The organism is Candidatus Njordibacter sp. Uisw_058 (assembly GCF_047730065.1).
Classification (GTDB): domain Bacteria; phylum Pseudomonadota; class Gammaproteobacteria; order Pseudomonadales; family Balneatricaceae; genus Njordibacter.
Map to the genome: position 1 here is coordinate 2839315 of NZ_CP159829.1, position 25550 is coordinate 2864864.

A 25550-nucleotide genomic window follows, 5' to 3' on the forward strand; every position below is an offset into this window, starting at 1 on the left:
TAGTTTGTGCCCAAGCAAGGCTGATTTTAGTGGCTTTTTGTGACAAAATAGCGGGCAAATTCAAACACCCTTTTAGCTTTTAATTACGTACAAGGTTATCCCATGCAACTGAAAAAAATTCCCGCTACTGTGATCACGGGTTTTCTAGGTAGTGGCAAGACGACATTATTATCTAATGTGTTGCGCCAGATTTCTGGAGGTCAAGACCCAAAGCGTATTGCCGTCATTGTTAATGAATTTGGTGAACTGGACATCGATGCTGATTTATTGCGTAATTGCCCTTTGGATTGTGATGACGACACAGCGCCTACGAGCAGCCAGCAAGGTATTTATGAGTTAGCTAACGGCTGTATTTGCTGCACTGTAGAAGAGGAATTTTTGCCAGTAATGCTGGAATTAGTCAAACGTCGGGATGATATTGACCATATTCTAATTGAAACCAGTGGCTTAGCCTTACCAAAACCCCTTGTACAAGCCTTTAACTGGCCCAAGATTAAACAACACTTTACTGTTGATGCAGTCATTACTGTGATCGATGGCCCAGCCGTTGCTGGGGGTCGTTTTGCTCACGATGCTGAGCAAGTTCAAGCTCAGCGCTTGGCCGATGAAAGCCTTAATCATGACCCTGATCTCGCTGAACTACTTGATGACCAGCTTAGTGCAGCTGACTTAGTCATTGTCTCTAAGAGTGACCTTTTATCTAGTCAGCAACGCAGCCAAGTTGAGGCCATCATTGCGGCTAAAGTTCCAGCTGCCGTCAAGACCGCGTACATTGGCCAAAACAAAGATGGCACTAGTGATGCGTCTATCGAGTTAGTGCTAGGCTTAGAGGCCGCTGCAGAGGAACGCATTGAAGCAGTGCACACTCACCACGACCATCATCATGACCATGGTGACCACCATGAACATGCCCACGACCACTTTGATTCCTGTGTTATTCATCTAGGTGAAGTCGATGGTGAGCGTTTACAAACAGCCCTACAAGAGCTCCTTTCGAATCAGAAAATCTATCGAGCTAAGGGCTTTGCAGCCTTACCTAACAAACCTATGCGTCAGGTCATTCAAGCTGTTGGCCAGCGTTTAGAAAGTCACTTTGATCGCTTGTGGGTGGCTGATGAGGCCCGTCGCACTTCCTTGGTAATGATTGGTAAACACTTGCAAGTAGAGCAACTGACCAAGGCCCTAAAAGTGGCTGAGGTCTAAGTACCCCCTATGCATCTGCTCGCAGCCCAGCCTGGCGGCTTCGTAGAAGAAGAAGGCATCATCGATCTAGGACAAGACCCAGCAAAAATGGTGATCTTGGCTGCAGCTGATACGAGTCTAGCGATGCTAGCTACTGCGACTGAACAACTCAGTGACGAATTACCATCGATTCGTCTAGCAAACTGGAGTAACCTACTCAAGCCCGCTGCTTTTGATTTGTATGAGCATAAGGTATTGGAACAGGCAGAGTTAGTTTTGGTGTCATTGCTAGGTGGTGCAAGTTATTGGAATTATGGTTTTCAGCGCCTTCAGGCATGGCAGCAAGCCAAGCCTGGCCGACAGCTCATTCTGGTACCCGGGGATGATGCGCCAGACCCTGAGTTAACCCTAGCGAGTTCCTGCAATGCCGGTACCTGCCATATGGTATGGCAATACTTGCGCCAAGGCGGTGTGAGTAACGGTATTAATTTGTTACGTTACTTGGCCCAAGAACACAATCTAGATTCAGCCTTACTAGGACATAAACCGCAATGGCAACCTCCTACTGAACTACCTCAAGCGTTGATTTATCAACCGGGAGTGGCTCAGGCTAGCTTGATGGATTGGCAAACAAATACCCAGAGTCAAGGTCTACAAAATGCACCCGTAGTGGCACTATTATTTTATCGAAGCCATTTACAAAGTGGCAATACTCAAATGTTTGATGGCCTAATGACCAGCCTAATTAAGCAAGGTATGAACCCTATTGCCCTTGCCGTGACTTCACTCAAAGATCCACAGGCCCTAGCTTTAGTTAATCACACTCTAAAGCAGTCCAACGCTAAGCTGGTATTAAGTAGCTTAGGGTTTGCCAGTAACAAAGTCGATGCACCCAGTCTTAGTTCAGCACCCACCCAGTTTAACTTGCCTATTGAAGGCGATCTCCCTGTGTTACAACTGGTTCTGTCTTCCACCACTAATGATGCATGGCGTGAGCATAAACAAGGTTTAAGATCGCGTGATATCGCCATGCAAGTCGTGTTGCCAGAAATGGATGGCCATGTACTCACCCGTGCCATTAGTTTTAAGTCAATGGGTTACTACAGCAAACTATGTCAAATAGATCTTGTCGGCTACCAACTAGAGCCCGAAAGAGCAGAATTTGTGGCGCGCCTTGCGAAAGGTTATTGCAGCCTTGGCCATAAAGCTAATCATGACAAACGTATCGCCCTTATACTCGCCAATTATCCCACCAAAGATGGGCGTATTGGTAATGGTGTCGGCTTAGACACACCTCAATCTGCCATTAACGTTTTACAAGCCATGCAAGACGCAGGTTATGCCGTTGATGAAGTGCCCGAAAATGGTAATGCCTTAATTGAGACTTTGTTAGCATCGGTCACCAACAACCCCAATACTTTGCATCATTTGCCGTGCTGGCAAAGCATAGATAGCACCGAGTACTTAGCGCACTTTGGGCAATTACCCAAAGTCTGCCAGCAAGCCGTTTGGCAACGCTGGGGTAGCCCAGAGCAAGATCCTAAGTATCGTCAAGGACGCATCATGCTAGCGGGTTTACGTTTAGGTGAAACCTTTGTCGGTATTCAGCCTGCACGAGGTTATAACCTAGACTTAAGCGCCAACTACCACGACCCAGATCTCGTTCCACCTCACAGCTATTTAGCCTTCTATTTTTGGTTGCGTCATAGTTACCAAGTAGATGCGGTCATTCATCTTGGCAAACATGGCAATCTGGAATGGCTGCCTGGCAAAGGCGTGGCTCTGAGCGATGAGTGCTGGCCCGATGTCGCCCTTGGCCCTATGCCCCACTTCTACCCATTTATTGTTAATGATCCCGGTGAAGGTGCCCAAGCCAAACGCAGAGCACAAGGGGTCATTGTTGATCATTTAATGCCCCCCATGGCCCGTGCTGAAACCTATGGTGAACTGGCAGATTTAGAAGCCTTAGTAGACGAACTGTATCAAGCCACCGGCCTAGATACAAGACGTGAACTATGGTTGAGGGAGCAGATTGTTGCGATCTTGGCTAGCAGTCATCTAAAGCAAGAGTTGGGGTTGACAACCGATACCACAGAAGGCGAAATGCTGGCTGAGCTTGACACCTATTTATGTGATATTAAAGAAGCTCAAATTCGCAATGGGTTACACATTTTAGGTCAGTTGCCACTAGCTGATGAATTGAGTGAAACCCTTGTTGCTCTGCTGCGTTTACCTCGCGGAAAGGCCAACGAAGAGCGCGGCATACTGCATAACATAGCCTTAGATTTAGGTCTAAAGACCTACGATCCCTTAGCCACTGAAGTCACTCCTTGGACCGATTCTAAGCCGCTCTTGTTAGCCCAGCAAAGTGATGCTTTATGGCGTTCTAGCATGGACACCAGAGAACGCCTTGAATTACTCGCGTTAAACTTAGTTAAGCAATACTTACTATCATCGAAGACAAAAGATACCGCAGAATTAACGAGCACACTACCACGCACAAGTGAGCAGTTGAAATATGCTAAAAATACTATTTTAGTGGCTTTAGAAGATAGTGCAGTAAGAGAAACCCAAGCCCTCATTCAAGGGCTAGCAGGCCAAGCAGTAGAACCTGGTCCCAGCGGTGCACCCACCCGAGGCCGTTTAGATACCTTGCCCACAGGGCGCAATTTCTTTTCTTTAGATAACCGTAGCGTGCCATCTGCAGCAGCATGGGCTTTAGGTCAGCGCTCAGCTCAAGCACTCATAGAGCGTCATTTACAAGAACACGGTGAGTACCCAACCCAATTGGGCTTATCGGTTTGGGGCACTGCCACTATGCGCACAGGTGGTGATGACATTGCCCAAGCTTTTGCATTAATGGGCATTAAACCCGTGTGGGCTGTTGGTTCCCAGCGAGTCACTGATTTTGAAATTATGCCTGCCATGTTACTAGGTCGGCCTCGGGTTGACGTTACCCTGCGGGTATCTGGCTTTTTTCGTGACGCTTTCCCTAATGTTATGAAGCTTTATGATGCCGCTGTGCAGGCGCTTGCCGATTTTGATGAGCCAGGAGTCAGTAGCAACAGTATTCGTGAAAACATTACCCAGCGACAAGCTGAACTAGAGGCTCAAGGTGTCAGTGCTGTGGATGCAAAGCGCCAAGCCAGCTATCGGGTTTATGGCAGCAAGCCAGGAGCCTATGGTGCCGGATTGCAGGGGCTCATTGATGAGCGTTGTTGGGGCGAGCGAGCCGACCTTGCAGATGCCTACCTCAACTGGGGAGGCTATGCTTATGGTAACCAAACCGGCGATGGTGTGGCAGCTCACGACGATTTTAAACACCGTTTAAGCCAGTTAGAAGTGGTGGTGCACAACCAAGACAATCGTGAGCACGATTTACTAGACTCTGATGACTACTACCAGTTCCAAGGTGGCATGACTAATGCTGTTACAAGCTTTAGTGGCCAGGCTCCAGCGGTGTATCATAGTGATCACAGTAACCCAAGCCAACCCAAAATCCGCACCCTTAAAGAAGAACTTAATCGAGTTTTACGCTCTCGCGTGCTCAACCCAAAATGGATTAGTGCCATGCAACGTCATGGTTACAAGGGTGCTTTTGAAATGGCTGCCAGTGTCGACTATTTATTTGCTTACGATGCGACCACCAATTTAATTGCTGATTATCAGTATCAACAGGTGAGTGACGCTTTAGTATTTGCAGCAGATAATCAGCAATTCATGCGTGATAATAATCCTGCTGCCTTGGAAGAAATGGCTGAGCGACTGCTTGAAGCTTGCCAACGCGGCATGTGGCAAGAACCAGGCGAACATCAACAGACTTTGCAAGATTTGCTGTTAGACTTAGACCAGCAAAAGGAAACTGCCTCATGATTAAGCCCACCCTAATGAGTCACGGCTCCCGATCCCTAGCAGTTAAAGGTCACCCTCTACGCTTAGAACAAAAAGCTAGAACACTGATGGTACAAGGCACCACGTCGGACGCAGGTAAAAGTATTTTAGTCACAGCCTTGTGCCGCATATTAGCTCGTAAAGGCATTAAAGTAGCTCCCTTTAAAAGTCAAAATATGGCACTAAATAGTGCCGTAACAGCTGATGGGGGAGAGATAGGGCGTGCTCAGGCGGTGCAGGCTGAAGCTTGTTTTTTGCAACCTGATGTCCGCATGAACCCTATTTTACTTAAGCCCAATAGTGATTTAGGTTCTCAGGTAATTTTGCGTGGTAAGGCAATTGGTAACATGAAGGCAGTGGAATACCACCTGCACAAACCAAAGTTATTGCAAGACGTCGTGTTTGCTCATCAAGAGCTGTTAGCAGACTTTGATCTGGTCATGGTAGAAGGAGCGGGCAGTCCCGCAGAGATTAATTTGAGAGAGCATGACCTAGCTAATATGGGTTTTGCTGAAGCCATAGACTGCCCTGTCATTATCGTTGCAGACATTGACCGAGGTGGCGTATTTGCTCATTTATATGGCACCTATGAACTACTGAGTGTCAGCGAACAAGCGCGCACCCGTGGTTTTATTATTAATCGTTTCCGGGGTGATAAAGCACTCTTACAGGGTGGTTTGGACTGGCTAGAAGAGAAAACGGGTAAACCCGTACTTGCTGTTTTGCCTTACATTCATAACTTGCACATAGAAGCAGAGGACTCATTGGCTGTTGATCAATTTGCTAAGTCTGATGACGGCAAACACTTCAAGGTGGTGGTGCCTATTTATCCTCGGGCTAGCAATCATACTGATTTTGATGCCTTAAGAATGCATCCTCAAGTGGATTGTCAACTTGTAAGAGACGTACAATCCTTTAAGGGTGCAGACCTTATCATTCTTCCTGGTAGCAAGAATACTCGCAGTGACTTGGCGTGGCTTAAAGCATCTGGCTGGGCTAATGCCATCCAACGTCACTTGCGCTTAGGTGGCAAAGTAATCGGTATTTGCGGTGGTTATCAAATGTTAGGCCAAGCTGTCCATGACCCAGATGGCACAGAATCTAGTGCTGGAACCAGTGAGGGTTTGGGTCATTTAGCCATTGAAACCTTGCTACAGGGCGAAAAACAATTACGCAACGTGCAAGGCCGCTGGCTAACTGATGCAGGAGATATTCCAGTCACAGGTTATGAGATCCATGTAGGGCAAACCAGTGGCCGTGATTTAGCGCAACCGTTAATGCAACTCAATACGGGTCCAGATGGTGCCCGCAATCTCGAAAATACAGTCATGGGTAGTTATGTACATGGTTTATTTGATGAACCTAAACTGCTGCAACAATTGTTAGACTGGGCTGGGCTAGCGCAAACCCAAGCGTTTGACTATCCGGCCTTAAGGGCGGCACAAATTGAGCGTTTAGCAGATGAAGTTGAACTAGAACTGCCTGTAGAAACAATTTTTAACATCATGCAAGGTGGGGTCTAGTATGGACTTGGTCGTCGCCATAGTGTTTGCCTTAAGCTTAGACTATTGGTTAGGTGAACCCAAACGACTGCATCCGTTGGTGGGCTTTGGGGCTTTGGCTGATGGCCTGGAACAATGGCTCAATGGTCCAGTTAAATTGTTTTCCCTAAGAGCCAATGCTGAGGCTGACCAGACCTCAATTAAAGCAGCCCCGAGGCGCAACAATTTGTTAAAGTTAAGAGGCTTACTAGCCCTATTGCTGGCCGTTGGACCACTTGGTTTTGCCGCTTACAGCCTACAACAGACCTTGGCACAGCATGCCACCTTAGGCATAATTTTTGCTGGCATAGTATTGTATTTGGCGATTGGATGGCACAGTTTAATAGCCCATGCCAAGGCCATATCAACACCCCTAGCACAAGGTGATCTTAGCGCTGCTCGTGCCGCTGTTAGCCTCATTGTTAGCCGTGATACTCAAGACTTAAACGAGCATGAGATTGCCAAAGCAGCCACCGAATCTGTACTTGAAAATGGGGCTGATGCTCTATTTTCGGCGCTCTTCTGGTTTATTATTGCTGGTATTCCAGGGGTAGTAGTCTATCGACTCAGCAATACTTTAGATGCTATGTGGGGCTACAAAAATCCACAGTTTTTATACTTTGGTTGGGCCGCAGCCCGGTTTGATGACTTGCTTAACTATATACCTGCACGCCTTACTGCTCTGGCTTATACCCTTTGTGGCAGTATTAATGGCCAAACCAGCAACGCATGGCAAAGCTGGCGTCATCAGTCAGGTACTTGGAAAAGCCCTAATGCTGGGCCAGTGATGGCAGCAGGTGCTGGTGCCATCGGCGTAGAAATAGGAGGCAACGCCCAATATCATGGTGAGAATCAGCAACGCCCTGTGCTTGGCGCGGGCAGTCCACCTATGGCCAAAAGTATTGATGATGCCTGTGCACTTGTTAACTACAGTTTGGCTCTTTGGTTAATTGTGATCTGCTTATTCACTGTCATAGGCAATTTCTAATGAACACTTTATTTCATGGTGGCGATCTACACTCAGCCAGTGCGATTTACGGCCGAGCACCTGAGGATTGGTTAGATCTGTCGACTGGTATTAACCAATTCAGTTACCCAGCCCCAGCCATGGGACAAGAGGTTTGGCAACAGTTGCCATACTTAGCCCCCTCATTAATCAAGGCTGCACACTCTTATTATGGGCAGCATCCTTGTTTAGCCTGCAGTGGTAGCCAGACTGTCATTCAATTACTGCCCGTAATATTGCGTCAACTCGGCAATCAGAAGGCCACATGGCTGCCAGATATCGGTTATCAGGAACATCTCCAAGCCTGGTCACAAGAAGGTGAAGTTAGCACCTACAGTGGATTAGATAGTCAGTTAGCTACCCAACAAATAGCAGATGCTTTGCATGATGATAAAATTGGTCACTTGGTTATTATCAATCCCAATAACCCCACAGGCGAGATTTTCAGCCGTCAGCAATTGAATTTGTGGGCGCAGCAGTTAAGGAATAAAGGTGGATTCTTAGTCATTGATGAGGCTTTTATTGATATCACACCAAGGGCAAGTGTGCTGGCAGAAAAGCTTACAGATAACGTCATAGTATTGCGTTCGGTGGGTAAGTTCTTTGGCCTTGCCGGTATTCGTTTAGGGTTTACCTTTGCCACTCAAAGCATATTAAATCAGCTAGCGAAGGTAATAGGGCCTTGGTCAGTGAACGGGCCAGCACAATGGGTTGCTGCGGCTGCTTTAAATGATGCGGATTGGCAAACTAGTATGCGCTCTCAACTGATCAATGAAGGGTTACAGCAATTGCAACTTTGGCAGCCCTCAATGACTCGACTAGGAGCTAAATTAGCCAGCACACATGAATTATTCAGGAGCTTTATTATGGCTTCAAATTTAGCCCAGAGGCTGCACCATAGTGCCGCTCAAAGCGGTATATTATTGCGCCTAGTTGATATCAACTCGAGCACAAGTTTGTTACGCTTTGGCAATATTGATTTAGGCCACATAAAAGCAGTTACACACTGCCAAACCTGGATACAACAGGAATCCGAATGACTTTTTTTCCTCTGTTTCACAACACCCAACAATTGAGCGCTTTGCTCATTGGTGGTGGGAATATGGCAAAACGCCGGGCTAAATCGTTAATTGATGCAGGTGTTGCCTGTGACTTAATGGCCACTAAAATTGCTGAGGACGTGTTACAACTCATAGAAAGTGCTGGCGGTAAGGTCACAGTTGGGGCCTATGTGTCAGATGATGTAATGCAAGGTTATAGCCTTATTTTAGCACTCACCGATGACCGCACAGCCAACCACACAATTGCAAATGACGCTAAGGCACTGGGGTTGTTAGTTAACGTGTCTGATAAGCCCAACGAGGGTAATGTTATTTTTGGTGCCATCATTGATCGCTCTCCCTTAACAATTACTATTAATAACGGTGGGGCGTCACCTGTTTTATCCAGTATTTTGCGCCAACAATTAGAGCAATTTGTGCCCAAAGCCTATGGCCAGCTAGCGCGTTTAGTCGGTGCTTATCGCCCACAAGTGAAGCAAGCCCTACCCAACACTAGCGAACGCTCTATTTTTTGGCACCAAGTGTTACAGGGAGCCGTTGCAGAGGCGGTATTTTCTGGCAAACATACAGAAGCTGAAAGTTTATTAAAAAAACACTTAAAAGAACTCGATAATGGTCTTGGTGCTGTCAAAAGTAGTGGCGAAGTATTTCTTATTGGAGCAGGTCCGGGTGACCCAGATCTGCTCACACTGCGGGCGTTTAGACTATTACAAAAAGCCGATGTGGTATTGTACGACGCCCTCGTCTCTGAGGGTGTGATGGCGCTTGTGCCAGAGCAGGTAGAAAGAGTCTATGTCGGAAAACGTCGCGCTAATCATAGTGTGCCCCAAGCAGGCATCAACCAATTGTTGGTTGATTATGCCAAACAAGGCAAACGAGTGGCCCGCCTTAAAGGTGGAGACCCCTTCATTTTTGGCCGTGGTGGTGAAGAGATTGAAACCTTGGCCGAACAACATGTCCCTTTTCAGGTCGTGCCTGGCATTACTGCAGCCAACGGCTGTTCGGCTTATTCTGGTATTCCCCTTACCCACAGGGACTATGCCCAGTCTGTGCGATTTTTGACGGGGCAATTACGCGATGGTAGCGTAGATTTACCTTGGCCTGAATTAATTGTTGAGGGGCAAACCTTAGTCTTTTATATGGGTTTAAAAGGCCTACCCTTGATTTGTGAAGCACTCATCACGCACGGTATGGATAAAAACATGCCCGTCGCACTCATTGAGAAAGGCACGACCCAAGACCAGCGAGTGATGATATCCAACCTGAATGACCTACCCGCAATGATCAAGACAGAAAGCGTGCTGTCACCGTCCCTTTTTCTGGTTGGGCGGGTGGTGAGTTTACATGATAAACTATCTTGGTTCACATCCTCACGGGATGCTTGAACTCAAGCTTTAACGAGTTAGGATGGTGCTTATGAGCAAAAAAACTGAAATAGAAATGACGGAGCTTATGGCTCAGTGTGAAACAGCATTAACTGATTATGCGAGTCGCACTGGCGCTGAGGTCTTTGCAAACAGCACGAGTGCAGGGGTAGCTAAAGCTGCCATAAAGCCCAAGCTCAAATCACAACAAGCCTTGGCTAAGATGGCCAAATCTCTTGCAGCTTCCCGTGCAAATAGTAGTGAAAATATAGCTAAACTTGAGGCTAAAATAACAGCAAAAGCTGACTCTATAAAGGATCACAAACGTCAACAAGAAGCTCTAAAACAAGAGCAAGAAAAAGTACGAAAGGCAGATTTAGCAAACAAACGCAAAGCGCTTTATCGTACACCTGAGCCTCAACCAAAAACTCAACCACAAGCTAACACACAGACTGAACTACCTGCGGATACAAGCATACGCCATAGAAGTTTTGGTAAAGGCTCGTCCAATCTCCGCCGCTCATAGTAGTCCACTTTAGCAGGAAGCTACAATGCCCTTTAAACACCAATTATTGGCGGTTTTTGTAGCTCTAATCTGGGGTACCAATTTTGTCTTTATTGAATTAGGACTTAATGACTTACCGCCATTTTTATTTGCCAGCCTTCGCTTTACCTTCGCAGCCTTGCCTTTGGTACTCATATTACCCCGCCCTAAAACGCCATGGCGTTATTTAATAGCTTATGGGTTTTTTATTGGTTTTGGCCAGTTTGGCTTATTATTTTGGGTGATGGGTAGCCATATGTCGCCCGGCTTAGCCTCTTTAGTCATTCAGTTACAAGCGGTATTCACCATTTTACTGGCGCTTATATTCTTTAAAGAAACCATGCGTTGGCAGCAAATCATAGCCCTTATTATTGCTTTTGCTGGAGTGTTATTGATCGGCATTAAGGGTAATAATGACGCCACCCCTATTGGCTTAGTAGTGATTCTAGTGGCGGCCCTAAGCTGGGCTGCTGGCAACATTGTTGTTAAACGTTGTGGCAAAGTTAATATTATTGCCTTTTTAGCTTGGTCCTCAATATTTGCTGTACCACCGTTGGCTCTCATGTCATATTATTATGAAGGGCCTGTTTTGATAAGTGAACGTCTAGTGTCAGCACCTTGGCACGCTTGGGCCATCGTATTGTGGCAATCTCTGGGTAATACACTGATTGGATATGGGTTATGGAATTTATTATTGCAGCGTCATGCCGCAGCATTGGTAGCACCTTGGGCGTTGCTTGTGCCGGTATTCGGTATGGCGTCCTCAAGCACTTTTCTAGACGAAAGTATGCCTTGGTGGAAATGGATCGCTGCCGCCTTAATCATCGCTGGCCTCGTCATCAACTTACGCTCAACTCAATCATCACACCCCCTCATTAAAGGTCCGTTAGTCTGATTATGAATTTTCTTCCCCGTAGAGTGCAATATTTACTGCTTCTCACCTTGGCCCTATGGGGTTTGCAAGGACTGTTTAGGATATTATTTTGGGGCTTTATTTCTGAGTTACCAATAACCGCAGAAGGTGACTTATTAAAGACCTTCTGGGTGGGTTTGCGTTTTGATCTGCGGGTCTCCTTGTTGGCTGCCCTAATGACTTTACCTTGGCTAATTCTGCCCCGTTTTAGCGCAGTTAACTTCACCCTACTGAGTCGGTTTTTAGGTTATTGGTTTGGCATTATTTTAATCGTTATACTCACCATGTATGTGTTTGACGCTGGGCATTATCTATACCTAAACAAACGCATAGATGCTTCTGTTGTGCGTTTTAGCAGTGACATTGGCATCTCCACCGCCATGATGTGGCAATCTTATCCAGTGATTCAGATCTGCGTAGGGATGATCCTAGTCTGGTGGTTAGGTTATTGGTTCCATGCCCACTATTTATTACCCTTATTGCAACAAAAAAAGCACCATCGGCGCTGGTACAGCCATTGCGTCCATGTGGTAGTGATTGGCGCCTTATTCTTACTAATTCTGTTAGGTAGATGGTCGTTGGTGCCCCTGCGCTGGAATCATGCATTTTTTAATGGTAATGCCCAAGTTGCAGCGCTGGGTTTAAACCCCTTTGTATGGATTTACGATACCGCTCGATTTCCTACCAAATCAGCCAACAAAAATGATTTAAAGCCTTTCTTTAGTACCCTGTCACACTTGTTTGGCAGTAACTTTCCAAGCAATGGCGCGGCTGCCTTAGACCGTTGGGAAATCCCTCCAGCACCTGTAGTCGATGCTGAAAAAACACTGCCCAACGTGGTGATTGTGTTTATGGAAAGCTTGGGGGCGAGTCATATTGGAGCTTATGGTAATCCCCTCGATCCCACGCCTAATATAGATGCCTTAATTACGCAGTCGCGTTGGTATCCAAACTTTTACGTGCCCGCTCGGTCAACGGCCAAGAGTGTGTTTACCTCCATTACCGGCATTCCCGACGTGTCAGCGATAAAAACGGCCACTCGTAATCCTTACATCACCCACCAGCGCTCCGTCATCAATGCGTTGGTACAGCATGAAAAATACTATATGCTCGGTGGCAGTGCAGGTTGGGCCAATATGAGCGCCCTCATCCATAACAGCATCCAGGGTGTTAATTTATATGAGGAAAAGTATTGGACGTCGCCTATTGTAGACGTGTGGGGCATCTCGGATTATTCGCTGATCACGGAAGCCAGTGCTATTCTTAAGCGAGCTACACTGCCGTTTTTGGGCTACATTCAAACAGCGGCTAACCATTCACCTTATACCATAGCCGATGACAAAAGTGGATTTATAGCCCAACAACTCACTAGCGCAGAGCTAAAAGATAATGGCTTTTCAAGCCTAGAGCAATACAATGCAGTGCGTTTACTTGACCATAATATTGGCAAGTTGTTTGAGCAATTTAAGCGCAATGAATTATACGACAATACTATTTTTGTGCTTTTCTCTGACCACCAAGCCTCGTCTGTTCAGGTCAAACACTTACCTGAGTATATTTTTCAGTTTGGCATGGGCGAGTTACCCGTGCCGTTAATCGTTCATGCCCCTAATCTGATTAGTCCAGAAGTCGATTACACCTTTGGTAGTTTACCTGACCTGCTGCCCACCATCGTCGGACTCTTCCCACAAACCTATCTCAACACATCTTTAGGTCGAGATTTAGCTTGGGCCAAAGGCAAAAACTTACCCACCTATGGCTTTATTCAAGACAGTCGCACCAGTGTTGCCTTTAATGGCGATCAGATTGCTAGCGTTAATCATGTGACTGGGCAGGTCATCAGTGCCAACATAGATGACCAAGGCAGAGCCCTCATGACTAAGCAAAATAACCCTATGGTGGAGGCTGCTAAAGCCTACTATTTAGCCTCGCAATACTTGCTCAAGGCCAATGTAGAAAAGCCCAAAAAATAGACCCATGTAATCAACAGCAACAGTATTATTATACTGGCATTAAAAGGGGAATCATCACAGAGCAAAAGGGTAGTTGGGAGTTGGGAGTTGGGTGGCCTAGTGGGAATGACTGGGCGTCATTGTCGCCACTGTTTAATAAGCGTCAGCTAATAGAAATAGTTAAACACCGTAAATCCACCAAAACCAAAGGTGCCCACCCCAATACCCAGTTGCAAGTAGCCTGAAAAACCCTCAATGTGCTTGCTAGGGAAGTTAAAAGGTAAACTAATGGCCGCCGATAGAACCGCCATTCCTGCCATTGAACCGATGCCAAATAGCATCATATAGCCCATGCCCAGCCAAAAATTTTGGACTGCATTTAAGGTGAGTACCACTAATGCCGCCGAACCTGCCATACCATGCATCATTCCCACCATTAATGTGCGTACTGGAAATGGCTTACTGTGAGTGTGTTGGTGAGTACTTACATCACTAGAAGCTGAACCTAAGTGGTGCTGATGGGCATGGAAATGGCGCTTACCATGATGTTGATGTACATGAAAATGAATACCCTTTCGACTCATGCGCCACAGTACATCCAAGCCCAAATACAGAAGCATAAAACCAACAGCGCATTCTAAGATAGCAGCAATGTAATGAGGCATTAGAGTATCAGCTAATAAGGCCAAAGTGCCAAACACAAACAGTGTAATTGTATGCCCCAAACCCCACACCGCTCCATGACGCCATGCTGCAGATTGGCCTTGCTTATGGGTCACAATAGAGGCTACAGCAGCCACATGGTCCGCCTCTAAGGCATGTCGCAAGCCTATCATGAAGCCCACTAACAAAACGCTTATTTCCACCTAAAATCCTTTTTAAGAGCTCACTCCAAAGTTTATGACGCCAAGGTTTGCAGCCGATATATACTCATATTGACGTTTTTATGATTTTGGGCAATCACTACTTCAGCGCCTAGGGCGTACAATATCACTTGGGTTTGCTGACCATAAAGGCAGCGTCTAAAACTAGCATAAGATTGGGTATCGGGGTCTGGGTCTAGGACTTCGAAAATGGCAAATTCATAGAGTGCAGGTAAGTTAAATTCAAGACCCACCGAAGTCATCTGTATGTTTGTTGCGGCTTGCCCAAGTCTAACTCCAAGGGCCAAAGGTTGCAGTAGATAGGCCCTGAAGACTGATTCAAGGACATGGTCATAGACCCGCTGATTTGGCACTTTATGCTTAAACTTTAATAAACCGCGCAGCAGCATAACTGGCTAAACCACCTAGGGTAATCCAAAACAAACCATTGGTTATCGCTGTGGCATAGATGAACTGGGCTTGCAAACTCTCTAAGCTTGCCACAGCTTCCACATCCGGATGCAAAAAGCCATGAACTAGAGGCTCAGGGGCACCTACCAACCAAGGAGCAGCCAAAAATGCGATAGCCATTAATTTAGCGAAGCCGTTTAGGAACACAAGGCTAGCGATACCTGCAGCAGTGCCTACAACCGCCAACACCCACCAAGATTGTCGGCCCCCAATAGCGGCAGCTTCCATGCTTGGAATTTCTGGTGGCAGGCCTAGTGCTGGGGCCACAAAGAAGGTTAGATAACCCGCCAATCCCCAGCCCAAGCCACCAGTCCAAGAAAGTTTTAATGCTGCTTTGTCACGAGCTAAGAGCATGCCCGTCAATAAGATGATCGCAAAACCAAACGCAGACAAAACATTGGATACCACAGTAAAAGTAAGCCGCTCAAATCCATCCTCAGGACCCCATGCGTTTTCATCATGAGAATGTGAATGGCCATCATTGTGAGCCAGGACAACTTCTGGTTGGGCAATTTCAAATACTTCAGCGGCATGAATGATGGGGGACACAGCTAAAGTTTGCACTGCGCTTAAAAACAGGCCCACAACTAAAGCCACACCGAGGGCACTAAACACCAGAGAACGAAACATAATTTTAACCTAGTAAAGTATTAATTTTTAGTGGCAAGGAAATGCAAAAGAATGGCGCGTATCGTGCGCCGCATTATGTGCGGCGTCCATGGGTGCAAAACCAACACCCAATAATACAACGACGCCAAGAATTAAAGCTGCGGCCATTTGCACATTGTTACTGGTTAAAGTCTGGCTTGGGACAGCTGTTTTAAGCCTAGAGGTCCGTGTAGTGGTTGTCATGTATTTCTCCACGTGCTTCCCCGCACGATAAAAATTAGGATGAAAGGCTGTTGAGCCATATTTTGTAGGCCGGTCTCCGGGCTAACAAGTAAAACTTGTATACCGTTGCGGGGGCAGCACAGTTCATTTTCAGACTGTTTCCCGTGAAAGCTAAATTCGTGTAGCCACCTACGGGGCCTACTTTATGCCAATTTGATGGATTTTTGAAGCGTTAATACGAGTGGTTTGATTCAACACGCGACCTTTGGCAAAAAATTTAGCTCAAAAGTTGATTTTTAATGGTCAATCGGGGTTAATTTTTAACTCAAAGTTAACCTTAAACCCTCGAAATAAAGTGACCAGCGATGTTATGATGTCAAGCTGATTTCGACAGCCCTAGATAGTGAGAAAATAATGAGCGCATTTGGCACCCAATTTGTTCCAGAAATGGCTTTAACCACCTTTGACGGCCAACAATGGAGCGATCCTAGTCTGGTGCCAAGTAACAGCATTTTATTACACCCAGGCGCACACGTATTGCATTACGCAAGCACATGCTTTGAGGGTTTGAAGGCTTTTACTCATCCCGATGGTAGTCGTCATATTTTTCGCATGGACCAAAACATCGCACGCTTGGCCCAAAGTAGCCGCTTACTATCCTTGCCTGAAGTCGATGAAGCCATGCTCAGAAAAATGATTTTGGACTTGGTTATACGCTATAAAGACGAGGTTCCGGCGCCCCCAGGTACTCTGTATCTGCGCCCCACTCACATTGGTACGGAAGCTGCAATTGGCAAGGCAGCAGCACCTTCGAGCCAATCCATGCTGTATGTATTGGCTTCTCCGGTAGGGGATTATTTTGCTGGAGGTGATGCCACATTGCGCATACTCATTGATGAAGTGGGCATGCGCTGCGCACCACACATGGGCATGGTGAAAAGTGGAGGTAACTATGCCAGTGCCTTACAAATGTTAAATAAGGCGAGGGTTGAGCATAAGGCTGACCAAGTATTATTCTGTCCCGATGGTGATGTGCAGGAAACAGCGGCCGCCAACTTTATGTTGATTGAAGGTAATGAGCTAGTGACTAAAGCCTTAGATTCGACCTTTTTACATGGCGTTACCCGTGCATCTGTGCTCACTTTAGCTGCTGAAATGGGCCTGACTGTAAGCGAGCGCAACCTCAGTGTTGCTGAGTTAATTGAACGGAGTGCTCAGCCTGGTGCAGAGGCTGCTCTCTCAGGCACTGCTGCCATACTCACGCCAGTGGGAACATTAATATACCAAGGCAAGGACTGCACCTTAGGAACAGGTAAACCAGGGCCCGTGACAATTAAGTTACGTAAAGCCCTCAATGACATACAGTTTGGTATAGCAACAGATCGCTTTAGTTGGTTAACTCCAGTTTAAAATGTGTCTCGTCGTTAGCCTAATACGGTGCCTGTGCTGTTAGGGTTTATTTTACGATTGCGAGAAAACACACCCAAGTTAATGGGTCGACCTGAGTACTTTAGGTTAAAAATTACAGGATCTTGGTCGTGATCTTGCCCTTGCTCACATGCAACAATTAATTGTGCCATCATCTCACTGACAATTGGAGCATTTTTAAACTGGTTGCCGCTGGTGCCGATGGCCATATAATATCCTGGTATAGACGATTTATCATAAATTGGAGCCCAATCCGGCGTTACATCGTACAATTCCACAACACCTTTAGCTTGATTGGGAATTGGCAGGGTTTGAATACGTTGGGCTAAGCGCAGAGCCTGCACACGCCATTGATCGGTAAAGTCTTTATTGTAATCGTCTGGATCAACCCACTGCTGATCGTCACAGTCAGGGTCTTCACTACCAATGAGAATATGGTTACCCGTTTCTGGTCGGCAATAGGCATGAATATCGCTGTCAGAACAAACACAGCCTTGCTGCTCGAAGTTAAAGCCCTCTGGTGAAGGCACGTGCGCCACCTCGTGTCGTAATGCTCGGGTGGTGATCTTCATATCTTGCTGAGCATCAACCATGGCATTTATTTTTGCCGAATGAGGCCCAGCGGCGTTAACCACAATCGGCGCGTCAAGTTGATCCCCATTGGTCAAAGTCACCCCAATAATTCTGCCAGCTTGCTGACGGATGGCCGCCACTTTAGTATTAAATTTAAAGCTTGAACCGAGAACTTCAGCTGCCCGTTGCAAGTTATGAGTGGCCAACTGTGGATCACTGACGTAGCCTCCGTCAGGAAAGAACACACCACCACCAATTTGTTTACCATTGGCTTCGCCAAAACCTTCATCATCAGGGCGCTTAGCTGGCGTATAAGAGTCTATGTTAAAAATGGGCATACGAGCGATGTACTGGGCTTGATCTAATTCTTCATAAGGCGCCCCAATGGTGTCTAAAATTGCCATAGTTGGGCGCAAATATTGATTGTTCTCAGTTTTTGAGACCAAGCAGCCTACCGCATGGTACTTACTATGACCACGCTCATCATCCGCTTGCAAAAACTCGGCCCAATTACTCCAGTAACTGTGGCTTTCGTGCGCTATTGCACTCGTTTCAACTGTCGAATAATAGGGTCTAATAATGGCGCACGAACCGCTAGTGCTGCCATAACCAGCAGCCGGTAAGGCGTCAATGTTGAGCGTTTTTTTGCCTTTTCGAGCGAGTCCCAAAGCGATGGCCGCTCCAATAATACCAGCGCCAATGATAATGGCGTCAAAGTGTTGCTGGGTGGATTTATTGATTGGGTGATTCATAGGTTGATCCTCTTGAGGCGCTGGTTGCCTTGCTGCCTTAATGTTTATAATTTAAAGGTGATATGCGTCATAATTGTGAACGCAAAGATGAATTAACAAATAGGTCAATGCATCACTATCCTCTCATTAGGCCAAGCGGCCCTAAATATTTCCCCTAACAACCAAAACCCACAAGATCAAGAATGTCTTTCATGAGTTTAAAGTAAATTTAATTCTGGCCAATAATGGGCCACCTTAGCCAGAGCCTTGAAGTTAGTCGCCATCAAATGTCCATCTCTCCATAAGACTTCACCATCAAGTTTGACAGTGGGGTCTTCAACCATGCCGCAGATTTCGCCTGGTGGATAAGCGCCACAGGTGTGAAAATGTAAATAGCGAGGACTTGTAAACATGGTGTTAGACCAGCGGTCTAAATCGACTTGTGGGTCCAGTGGAAAGGCGGTAGCTGGATGCAGACCTAAATGCCATGAGTCAACGATCCAAGGCTCTATGTTAAATTGCTCAGCAACTTTCCGATAATGATCTTGAACTGCACCTATGTCCTTATCATTGCCTTCAAATGAACTGATCACCCCTTGCTCTATAACTGCAATAATGCCCTCTGGTAGCGACAAGCAAGCCGGTGAGTAAACCTTAGAACCCGTTGGGGCTAACCCATGGCGAAACGCAACCCTTCCACTAAAGGTAGAGGCGGGTATGGGTTGACTAACTGCTGCAGGAAAGCGAACCACAGATACGTCTGTGGCTGTTTGGTCTATTTTTTGGGGGGCTTTACCTTGCAACTGAGTCCCAAAGGGACAGGTAATTTCTATGTTTTCTGCATTATCAAAAATGTCATTGACTGCCGTTTTTAGTGCCACCATGGCGGCATGAGGCACGGTACCTAAACCACTTTGTAACTGCTCTAGTGTGCGCGTGTAGGTCATTAATTTACCTGGGCCATGGTGATTAACCTCAAACCGGTCTTGATCGCCAATACGGGCCAAGAAAATAATCCAATCCCAGTGTTGCTGTTTTAACATCTGTTCCAATTGTGGATTTGCGCTATTGCTTGGCTCTTCAACCTCTAACACTTCAACCACCGCCTCAAGTTGATCGATGGCGAACTCGCACAATGCTTTAGGCAGTTGACTGTCATACCAACCAAACTTTGGGTTTTCCTGTACCAGAAGCACCCGTTGACCTGGTCGCAGATCGATGGCTCCTTGTAGAAGATTATTCAAACCGACTTGTAGCTTAGTCTTCATCGCCGTTCCGCCTGCACCGTCAAAAAAGTAAAGGTCTCGGTAATGACTTCAGTAAAACCATGGCTTAATTCTGCATCAACGCTAATGCTATCACCAGGGTTCAATATAAAATCGCGCTGGCCATATTGGTAAATAGCTTGTCCTTGCAAGGCATACACAAACACCACCCCGTGGCTAACATACTGGGGTGGATGGGAATCCTGTCGCACCAGAGTCACAGACCGAGCCTCAAATTGTAGTTCGCTGCGAGTATGGAGGGCTAAACTGACGTATTGATGGCTATGCTCGCCCACCAAACGTGTAGAGACTAGGCCCTCCCCACTTTTAACGTGAGTATAGTCCGAATGCTCGGTTGCTATTTCTCTAAAAAAACTGACTAATGGCACATTAAGTGCCTGACTAAGGGCATTCAGTGTGGCCATGGAAGCGGATGCGTGGCCGCGCTCTAGGCGACTGATCATGGCGGCTGATATGCCAGATTTTTGTGATAATGCTCGTGCAGTAAGGCTATGAGATTTTCTAATATCTCGCAAGGCTGAACCGAGTGCGGCATCAAGGGTGTTAGACGAAGGTAGTGCACTCATGACTTAGTCCCGGTATGAAAAAGCTTTCTTAAAACGTCGCTGCAGATAATCACCACAGGTCATGGCAGGAAGATCTCCATCATATTGAGTACCCATAATGGATCTTGGATCGATCACTGTTTCGGGATTCGGATCATAGGCCAATACAATGGACAAACGCTCATAGCCCGAACTGTTGATGACGCGATGTGGCGTTGATTTATAAGCCCCTGCAGTCCAATGAGTGAGCAGATCACCAACATTGACGACCAAACTACCTTCGATCGGGGGAGCCTCTAGCCATTCGCCGTTAACATCCTGCACTTGCAGACCACCCACATGGTCTTGGCAGAGCAAAGTTAAGGTGCCAAAGTCCGTATGTGGTCCGACCCCAAATTGGTTAGGATTCGTTTCTTCTTGATTAGGATAATAGACTAATGATGCACGACTTAAGGGCCGTTGGATGGTCTGCAAAAAGAAGTCCTCCTTGAGCCCAAGGCCCAGTGCGAAGCCACGCATAAGGTGATGTGCGACTTGATGGGCTTGGTTAAAGTAGGCATTACCTAAGCTTTCAAGTTGCGGTGCAAAGGCTGGCCACCGGTTGCTACCTCTTAATGAGTGATCCCCAAAGTGGTGAGCATCTTCAGCCCCCCAAATATAACTTTCTTTAAAATCTGATAGGGCATTATCATCCATTTTTGCCTGCCCAGAACCTAACCAACCTCGGTGATTTTTAGACACACTCACGGATTGCTTTTGCTCATCTGGCGCACGAAAAAAGGTTAATCCAGATTGGTAGAGTTGGTTAATGAGATGAGGATCCATGCCGTGACCGGTCACATACAAGAAGCCCAAGTTCTGGCTTGCATGATGAAGGCTTTTTGCCACTTCAATATCCGCTTCACCCAATACTAAAGAAGAGATATCAATGACTGGTATTTGATCAGCACTAACCCGCTTTACCTTACTCATAATGAGTCACTACTCCCGCTATAGTAACCAACAATATCTCCGTCTGTTGTGACTCCCAAGCCATTCAAACACCGATTTACATAGCAGAAGTAGCCTATAATTTGATTAGCCTCCAAGATTTCACCATCATCAAGCCCAGCATCTTGCAAGGCTTGAACGTCTGTTTGTACCATAGCCCCTGGCGTGAGGGTCAACTTCTGGGTATAGCGCATCAAGGCTAATTCAGCACCTTCAAAGACCCGTTCAGGATGCTGCTGACGAAGCGCTTTCTCTACTGCTAGAGCTCGTTCTGGAATGCCTATTAAGTGACTGGCATTAGCCCAATGATTTGCATAAGAATAGGCACATTGATTGAGCATGGAAACATAAGAGCCAATCACCTCCTGCAACCACATAGGTAATGTATTAGCCTCATCATGCAGTGCCGCACGATATAATTTCACATGACCAAGCATGGTATTGGGTCTCAGGGAGTGAACCCTCATAACATTATCTACTGTACCGTGAGGCGTACGCGCTAAGCTTAAAGCGTCCATGAGTTCTGGACTAGCGACGTCATCATTAACCATTTCTATCCAAGCACTCATTACCTATCTCCTCTACCTTTCATCACTTTGCATACGCGACTCAAACCAACGAAACACTCCCGATACAATTAGGATAAGCACTAGGTACTCCAGTACTAAAATGGTATAAATCTCGAGTGGGCGGTATTCTGTGACCACCAATTCGTTGGCTTTGCGAGTCAGTTCCTGCATTCCAATGACCGACACTAAAGATGACATTTTCAGCATATACACAAATTGATTGCCCAAGGCTGGCAAGATCCGTTTAATAGCCTGCGGCAAAATGACAAAGCGCATCGTATCAACGTAGTTTAGCGACAAGGTGCGAGCGGCTTCATATTGACCGCGATTGACTGACTGGATTCCAGCCCGAAAAATCTCTGCCTGAAATGCACTATCTGATAATGCTAAGGCAATCACTCCAGCACCAAAAACCCCAATACTGATACCCATTAACTGCGGTAAGCCGTAGTAAACCCACAAAATTAACACCAAAATAGGAACCGCTCGAACCACCTCGACATAAACTCGATTAAACCGACGCCAGCCCTTTGCAGCAGCCATCCCCGGTAATGCCACAGCTAATCCGACAACCATCGAAATGGCAATCGCAGTAAAAGACATGAGTATGGTCTGCTCTAAACCACTCAATAAGAATTTAAGGTTTGACAGTCCAGACTTAGTAGTTGGATCAACAACATACCAGCCCCACTGGTCACTGCAAGAGGTGACTAAAGGAAGACTGATCAGTATCAGTATTAATCTCTTCATTTCTGACCTTTTAATGATGTAATATTTTAGCCAAAAACTGTTGGCAACGCAGGCTCTCTGGAGTGCTAAAAAACTTTTCAGGGGGCGATTGTTCAACAATTTTTCCTTCGTCCATAAACACCATAGTGTCAGCTACCCGCTTGGCAAACCCCATTTCATGGGTGACGCATATCATGGTAATACCACTATCAGCCAAGCCCACCATCACCTCTAGCACCTCGTTGATCATTTCTGGATCCAACGCTGATGTGGGTTCATCAAATAATATGATGTCAGGTTCCATACACAAACTTCTTGCAATGGCTACCCGCTGTTGCTGGCCACCCGATAGTTGACGCGGCAGCTTGTCTGCTTGTTCTGGAATTTGAACCCGTTCTAAACAAATACGAGCCCTAGTTTCTGCTTCAGTGCGACTCAGCTTACTTACCCGCATGGGGCCCAAAGTCAGGTTTTGCATGACCGTAAGATGGGGGAATAGATTAAATTGCTGAAACACCATACCAATACGAGCTTCACGCCCACCGTCACTATCCATTGTCGCTATGGACACATTGCCTGAACGAATGTCTTCCAAACCATTGATACATCGGATTAAGGTAGACTTGCCAGAGCCAGAAGGTCCACAGATGACCATTTTTTCACCTTCATGAACCTGCAAAGACACCCCATCTAAAGCTTTAAATTTACCAAATACTTTGTCGACGCCCTGCATGTTAATGACCAGACGAGAATGGGCTGCTGCCATGTCACTTATCTCCTGTTAAATCGCTCAAATGATGGTAGCACCGGATTTATTTACGTGCAATAAATTAATTTTCTTGCAATTTCTTTGCACTCCTGCAATTATATTTAAGCTAAAAAAACAAATTAAAATGGGACATTTGCCATGAAAAATATGAAGAAATGGGCTCTCGCAGCCGCTCTTACCATTGCTGCCACACCATCGATGGCTGCATCAGCACTGCAAGATATTTTGAGTGAAGGCGTATTAAAAGTCGGCACCACGGGAGATTGGAATCCCATGACTATGAAAGATCCAGCGACCAATTCCTATAAAGGATACGACATTGACGTCATGACTGAGTTGGCGAAAGACCTTGGTGTTGAAGTCGAATTTGTTGCGACCGACTGGAAAACCTTGGTCAGTGGAGTGACCTCTGGTAAATACCATATGACCGGTTCAGCTTCTATTTCACCAAAACGCGCCAAAGCGGCTGGCTATTCCATTAGCTACTTTTCTTTGGGAACTGTACCTCTTACTTTAACTAAAAATGCTGACCGTTTTCAGGACTGGGCAGACCTAGATAAAGCTGATGTGACTGTTGCGGCTACCTTGGGCACCACTCAGGAAAGCCAAGTTAAGGATTTTTTCCCCAACGCAAAACATCAGATCGTCGAAGCCCCTGCGCGAGACTTCCAAGAAGTATTGTCTATGCGAGCTGATGCCCATATCACGTCTAATGTAGAAGCTAAAACCTTAGTGCAAAAATACCCTCAGCTTATGATTGTACCCGTGTCTAAGCCTAAGGCCCCTACTCCCATTGCAATGCTTCTTCCGCAAGCAGATCAGGTATGGATTAACTATGTCAATACGTGGATTCGCCTTAAACAAGAGCGCGGTTTCTTTGCAAAAATTGGTGCTAAGTGGAACCTAGCTCTATAACAGAAGTTTCTAAGCAGGTGCTGGGGCAAGACCCCAGCCTTTCTTTGCCAGACCTGTGTATATATAGCGTGCCGGTGAGCTTGTATTGCGCTAAGCTGAGACTACTCATGCGCTTTAAAAGACTGGCATGGAGTGAATTACCTCCCCCTGGTGGTTATGGTTCTGAGGCTTATACAGCGTTAGTTCCTGCGGGGAGTCTGCCTGCCCTGAAAGTAGGGGCACAGATCATTGCCGACTCAGAAGCGATTGCTGAATACCTTGAAGAAAGTGTGCCACTGCCGCCAGCTTTGCCCACAGATCTTATGGAGCGGGCACAAGTGCGTGCTTTAGGGCGCTTTCACGACACTCGGTTAGAGCCGTGTGTGCGCGCATTATTTTCAGACATCGGTCAACCACACCCTCAGGCTGAGGCTTTAGAACAACTGCAGCAGCGTCTGCAACAGTTGCAAAAAGCATTAGCATTACGTCCCAACATCCAGTTCTGCCTTGCTGACTGCGGCCTAATCGTCAGTCTTGAATGGGTTACTATGATGTATAAAAACTGGGGTTTGCCCCACCCTTTTATAGGTCTAGTCGCTGACTATCAGCAAGATATGGAGCAACTACCATGGGTAGCGGCGGAACTAGGTACTTACAGGCCTTTGTTGACACAATGGATAAAAACCAAAACCCCATCGCCCTGAGCCAACTCACTTGGCCAGAGGTTGATGCCTATATTGCTACGGGCAAACCTTTATTACTGCCCCTTGGATCGTTCGAGCAACATGGCCCGATGGGTCTTATGGGCACCGATTATCTATGTGCTGAGACTGTAGCCATGGCCGCTGCAGAAATCGCAGGCTGGCTGGTTGCACCTGCCTTAGTTTATACTCCAGCACCGTTTAATATGGCCTTTGCGGGCACTGTTTCAGTATCAGCGCCTACCTTCATGCTGCTACTAGAAGAAGTGTGCCAGTGTTTTATTAACCACGGTTTTAAAGAGATATACTTACTCAATGGCCATGGAGCTAACCTTGAGCCCGCCCGCCAAGTCGTCAAAAATCTAGCCCCTCACACTATCAAATTACGCAGTTGGTGGGACTTTGATGAAGTACAAGCACTGCGTCAAAAAGCCTTTGGAGAGTGGGAAGGCATGCACGCAACACCTGCAGAAATCTCTATTACCCAAGTTCATCACCGCAGGCTAGATCCAGACTTAGCAAAGGATCCACCGATGCGCCTGAGTGCAGCTTACATCAAAGCCCACAGCGGCGATCGCCACGCAGACCCGATAAGTCATCAGCGCACCTTCCCGGATGGGCGTGTAGGGTCTCACTCTGCCTTAGCCAGACCTCACATTGGCACTCAACTAATAGCGCTTGCAGCGCAAGCCATTGTAGATGAGCTAAGCGACTAA

General features: G+C 46.6%; 24 protein-coding genes and 1 riboswitch. Of the genes, 13 read left to right on the forward strand and 11 right to left on the reverse strand.

Annotated elements, in window-relative coordinates; genetic code table 11:
- Positions 1-102: 102 nt before the first annotated feature.
- The 9 genes from cobW (at position 103) to ABXT59_RS13385 (ending at position 13475) form a co-directional block, all read left to right on the forward strand.
- A complete protein-coding gene (gene cobW / locus ABXT59_RS13345) occupies positions 103-1203 on the forward strand; it encodes a cobalamin biosynthesis protein CobW (RefSeq protein ID WP_443636692.1) in 1101 nt (366 codons plus the stop codon).
- A gap of 9 nt (positions 1204-1212) precedes the next feature.
- A complete protein-coding gene (gene cobN, locus ABXT59_RS13350) occupies positions 1213-5055 on the forward strand; it encodes a cobaltochelatase subunit CobN (protein ID WP_443636693.1) in 3843 nt (1280 codons plus the stop codon).
- A gap of 86 nt (positions 5056-5141) precedes the next feature.
- Positions 5142-6596 (forward strand): cobyric acid synthase, encoded by a 1455-nt coding sequence (locus tag ABXT59_RS13355; RefSeq protein WP_443638629.1) that lies wholly within the window; start codon positions 5142-5144, stop codon positions 6594-6596.
- 1 nt (position 6597) lies between these two features.
- Positions 6598-7602, forward strand: a complete 1005-nt coding sequence (cbiB, locus tag ABXT59_RS13360; RefSeq protein WP_443636695.1) for an adenosylcobinamide-phosphate synthase CbiB — start codon at positions 6598-6600, stop codon at positions 7600-7602.
- Positions 7602-8660 carry an aminotransferase class I/II-fold pyridoxal phosphate-dependent enzyme gene (locus ABXT59_RS13365; protein WP_443636697.1) on the forward strand — a complete coding sequence of 353 codons (1059 nt, stop codon included), beginning with the start codon at positions 7602-7604 and terminating at the stop codon, positions 8658-8660. The genes cbiB and ABXT59_RS13365 overlap by 1 nt, the downstream gene beginning before the upstream one ends.
- On the forward strand, positions 8657-10066 hold the full coding sequence (gene cysG, locus ABXT59_RS13370) for a siroheme synthase CysG (RefSeq protein ID WP_443636699.1): 1410 nt from the start codon (positions 8657-8659) through the stop codon (positions 10064-10066). Before ABXT59_RS13365 ends, cysG begins: the two co-directional genes overlap by 4 nt.
- Before the next feature lie 31 nt (positions 10067-10097).
- Positions 10098-10571, forward strand: coding sequence for a hypothetical protein (locus ABXT59_RS13375; protein WP_443636700.1), 474 nt, complete (start codon positions 10098-10100; stop codon positions 10569-10571).
- Between the two features lie 25 nt (positions 10572-10596).
- Positions 10597-11484 carry an EamA family transporter gene (locus ABXT59_RS13380; RefSeq protein WP_443636702.1) on the forward strand — a complete coding sequence of 296 codons (888 nt, stop codon included), beginning with the start codon at positions 10597-10599 and terminating at the stop codon, positions 11482-11484.
- Between the two features lie 2 nt (positions 11485-11486).
- Positions 11487-13475 (forward strand): LTA synthase family protein, encoded by a 1989-nt coding sequence (locus ABXT59_RS13385; RefSeq protein WP_443636703.1) that lies wholly within the window; start codon positions 11487-11489, stop codon positions 13473-13475.
- A 146-nt stretch (positions 13476-13621) separates the two neighbouring features.
- On the opposite strand, the gene ABXT59_RS13390 is transcribed toward ABXT59_RS13385, so the two are convergent.
- Genes ABXT59_RS13390 through ABXT59_RS13405 form a run of 4 tightly spaced genes read right to left on the reverse strand, consistent with a single transcriptional unit; the run spans position 13622 to position 15640 of the window.
- On the reverse strand, positions 13622-14320 hold the full coding sequence (locus ABXT59_RS13390) for a hypothetical protein (RefSeq protein ID WP_443636705.1): 699 nt from the start codon (positions 14318-14320) through the stop codon (positions 13622-13624).
- A gap of 32 nt (positions 14321-14352) precedes the next feature.
- Entirely contained in the window at positions 14353-14727 is a 375-nt protein-coding gene (locus ABXT59_RS13395; protein ID WP_443636707.1) for a hypothetical protein, read from the reverse strand.
- The gene (locus tag ABXT59_RS13400) at positions 14699-15418 is read right to left on the reverse strand and encodes a CbtA family protein (protein WP_443636708.1); all 720 of its coding nucleotides are present in this window, start codon (positions 15416-15418) and stop codon (positions 14699-14701) included. The genes ABXT59_RS13395 and ABXT59_RS13400 overlap by 29 nt, the downstream gene beginning before the upstream one ends.
- A gap of 27 nt (positions 15419-15445) precedes the next feature.
- Positions 15446-15640, reverse strand: a complete 195-nt coding sequence (locus tag ABXT59_RS13405; protein WP_443636709.1) for a CbtB domain-containing protein — start codon at positions 15638-15640, stop codon at positions 15446-15448.
- Positions 15641-15690: 50 nt separating this feature from the next.
- Positions 15691-15827: riboswitch (cobalamin riboswitch) on the reverse strand.
- A gap of 206 nt (positions 15828-16033) precedes the next feature.
- Between ABXT59_RS13405 and ABXT59_RS13410 the strand changes: the two genes are divergently transcribed.
- Positions 16034-17029 (forward strand): branched-chain amino acid aminotransferase, encoded by a 996-nt coding sequence (locus tag ABXT59_RS13410; RefSeq protein ID WP_443636710.1) that lies wholly within the window; start codon positions 16034-16036, stop codon positions 17027-17029.
- A 14-nt stretch (positions 17030-17043) separates the two neighbouring features.
- Here ABXT59_RS13410 and ABXT59_RS13415 read toward each other — a convergent pair whose 3' ends face one another.
- The 7 genes from ABXT59_RS13415 to ABXT59_RS13445 all read right to left on the reverse strand — a co-directional run bounded on the left by ABXT59_RS13415 (position 17044) and on the right by ABXT59_RS13445 (position 23236).
- Entirely contained in the window at positions 17044-18372 is a 1329-nt protein-coding gene (locus tag ABXT59_RS13415) for an NAD(P)/FAD-dependent oxidoreductase (RefSeq protein ID WP_443636711.1), read from the reverse strand.
- Between the two features lie 197 nt (positions 18373-18569).
- Entirely contained in the window at positions 18570-19619 is a 1050-nt protein-coding gene (locus ABXT59_RS13420) for a hypothetical protein (RefSeq protein WP_443636712.1), read from the reverse strand.
- Positions 19616-20203 carry a helix-turn-helix domain-containing protein gene (locus tag ABXT59_RS13425; protein WP_443636713.1) on the reverse strand — a complete coding sequence of 196 codons (588 nt, stop codon included), beginning with the start codon at positions 20201-20203 and terminating at the stop codon, positions 19616-19618. Before ABXT59_RS13425 ends, ABXT59_RS13420 begins: the two co-directional genes overlap by 4 nt.
- Before the next feature lie 3 nt (positions 20204-20206).
- On the reverse strand, positions 20207-21154 hold the full coding sequence (locus ABXT59_RS13430; RefSeq protein ID WP_443636714.1) for an isopenicillin N synthase family dioxygenase: 948 nt from the start codon (positions 21152-21154) through the stop codon (positions 20207-20209).
- Positions 21151-21741, reverse strand: coding sequence for a carboxymuconolactone decarboxylase family protein (locus tag ABXT59_RS13435; RefSeq protein WP_443636715.1), 591 nt, complete (start codon positions 21739-21741; stop codon positions 21151-21153). The genes ABXT59_RS13430 and ABXT59_RS13435 overlap by 4 nt, the downstream gene beginning before the upstream one ends.
- 12 nt (positions 21742-21753) lie before the next feature.
- Entirely contained in the window at positions 21754-22491 is a 738-nt protein-coding gene (locus ABXT59_RS13440) for an amino acid ABC transporter permease (protein ID WP_443636716.1), read from the reverse strand.
- 10 nt (positions 22492-22501) lie between these two features.
- Complete coding sequence (locus ABXT59_RS13445) at positions 22502-23236, reverse strand: amino acid ABC transporter ATP-binding protein (RefSeq protein WP_443636718.1); 735 nt, start codon at positions 23234-23236, stop codon at positions 22502-22504.
- A 141-nt stretch (positions 23237-23377) separates the two neighbouring features.
- Between ABXT59_RS13445 and ABXT59_RS13450 the strand changes: the two genes are divergently transcribed.
- From ABXT59_RS13450 to ABXT59_RS13460, 3 genes are read left to right on the forward strand one after another with little or no spacing between them, the layout of a single operon-like run.
- Positions 23378-24154 carry a transporter substrate-binding domain-containing protein gene (locus ABXT59_RS13450; RefSeq protein ID WP_443636719.1) on the forward strand — a complete coding sequence of 259 codons (777 nt, stop codon included), beginning with the start codon at positions 23378-23380 and terminating at the stop codon, positions 24152-24154.
- Positions 24136-24837, forward strand: coding sequence for a glutathione S-transferase family protein (locus ABXT59_RS13455; RefSeq protein ID WP_443636720.1), 702 nt, complete (start codon positions 24136-24138; stop codon positions 24835-24837). Before ABXT59_RS13450 ends, ABXT59_RS13455 begins: the two co-directional genes overlap by 19 nt.
- Positions 24762-25550, forward strand: a complete 789-nt coding sequence (locus ABXT59_RS13460; protein ID WP_443636721.1) for a creatininase family protein — start codon at positions 24762-24764, stop codon at positions 25548-25550. Before ABXT59_RS13455 ends, ABXT59_RS13460 begins: the two co-directional genes overlap by 76 nt.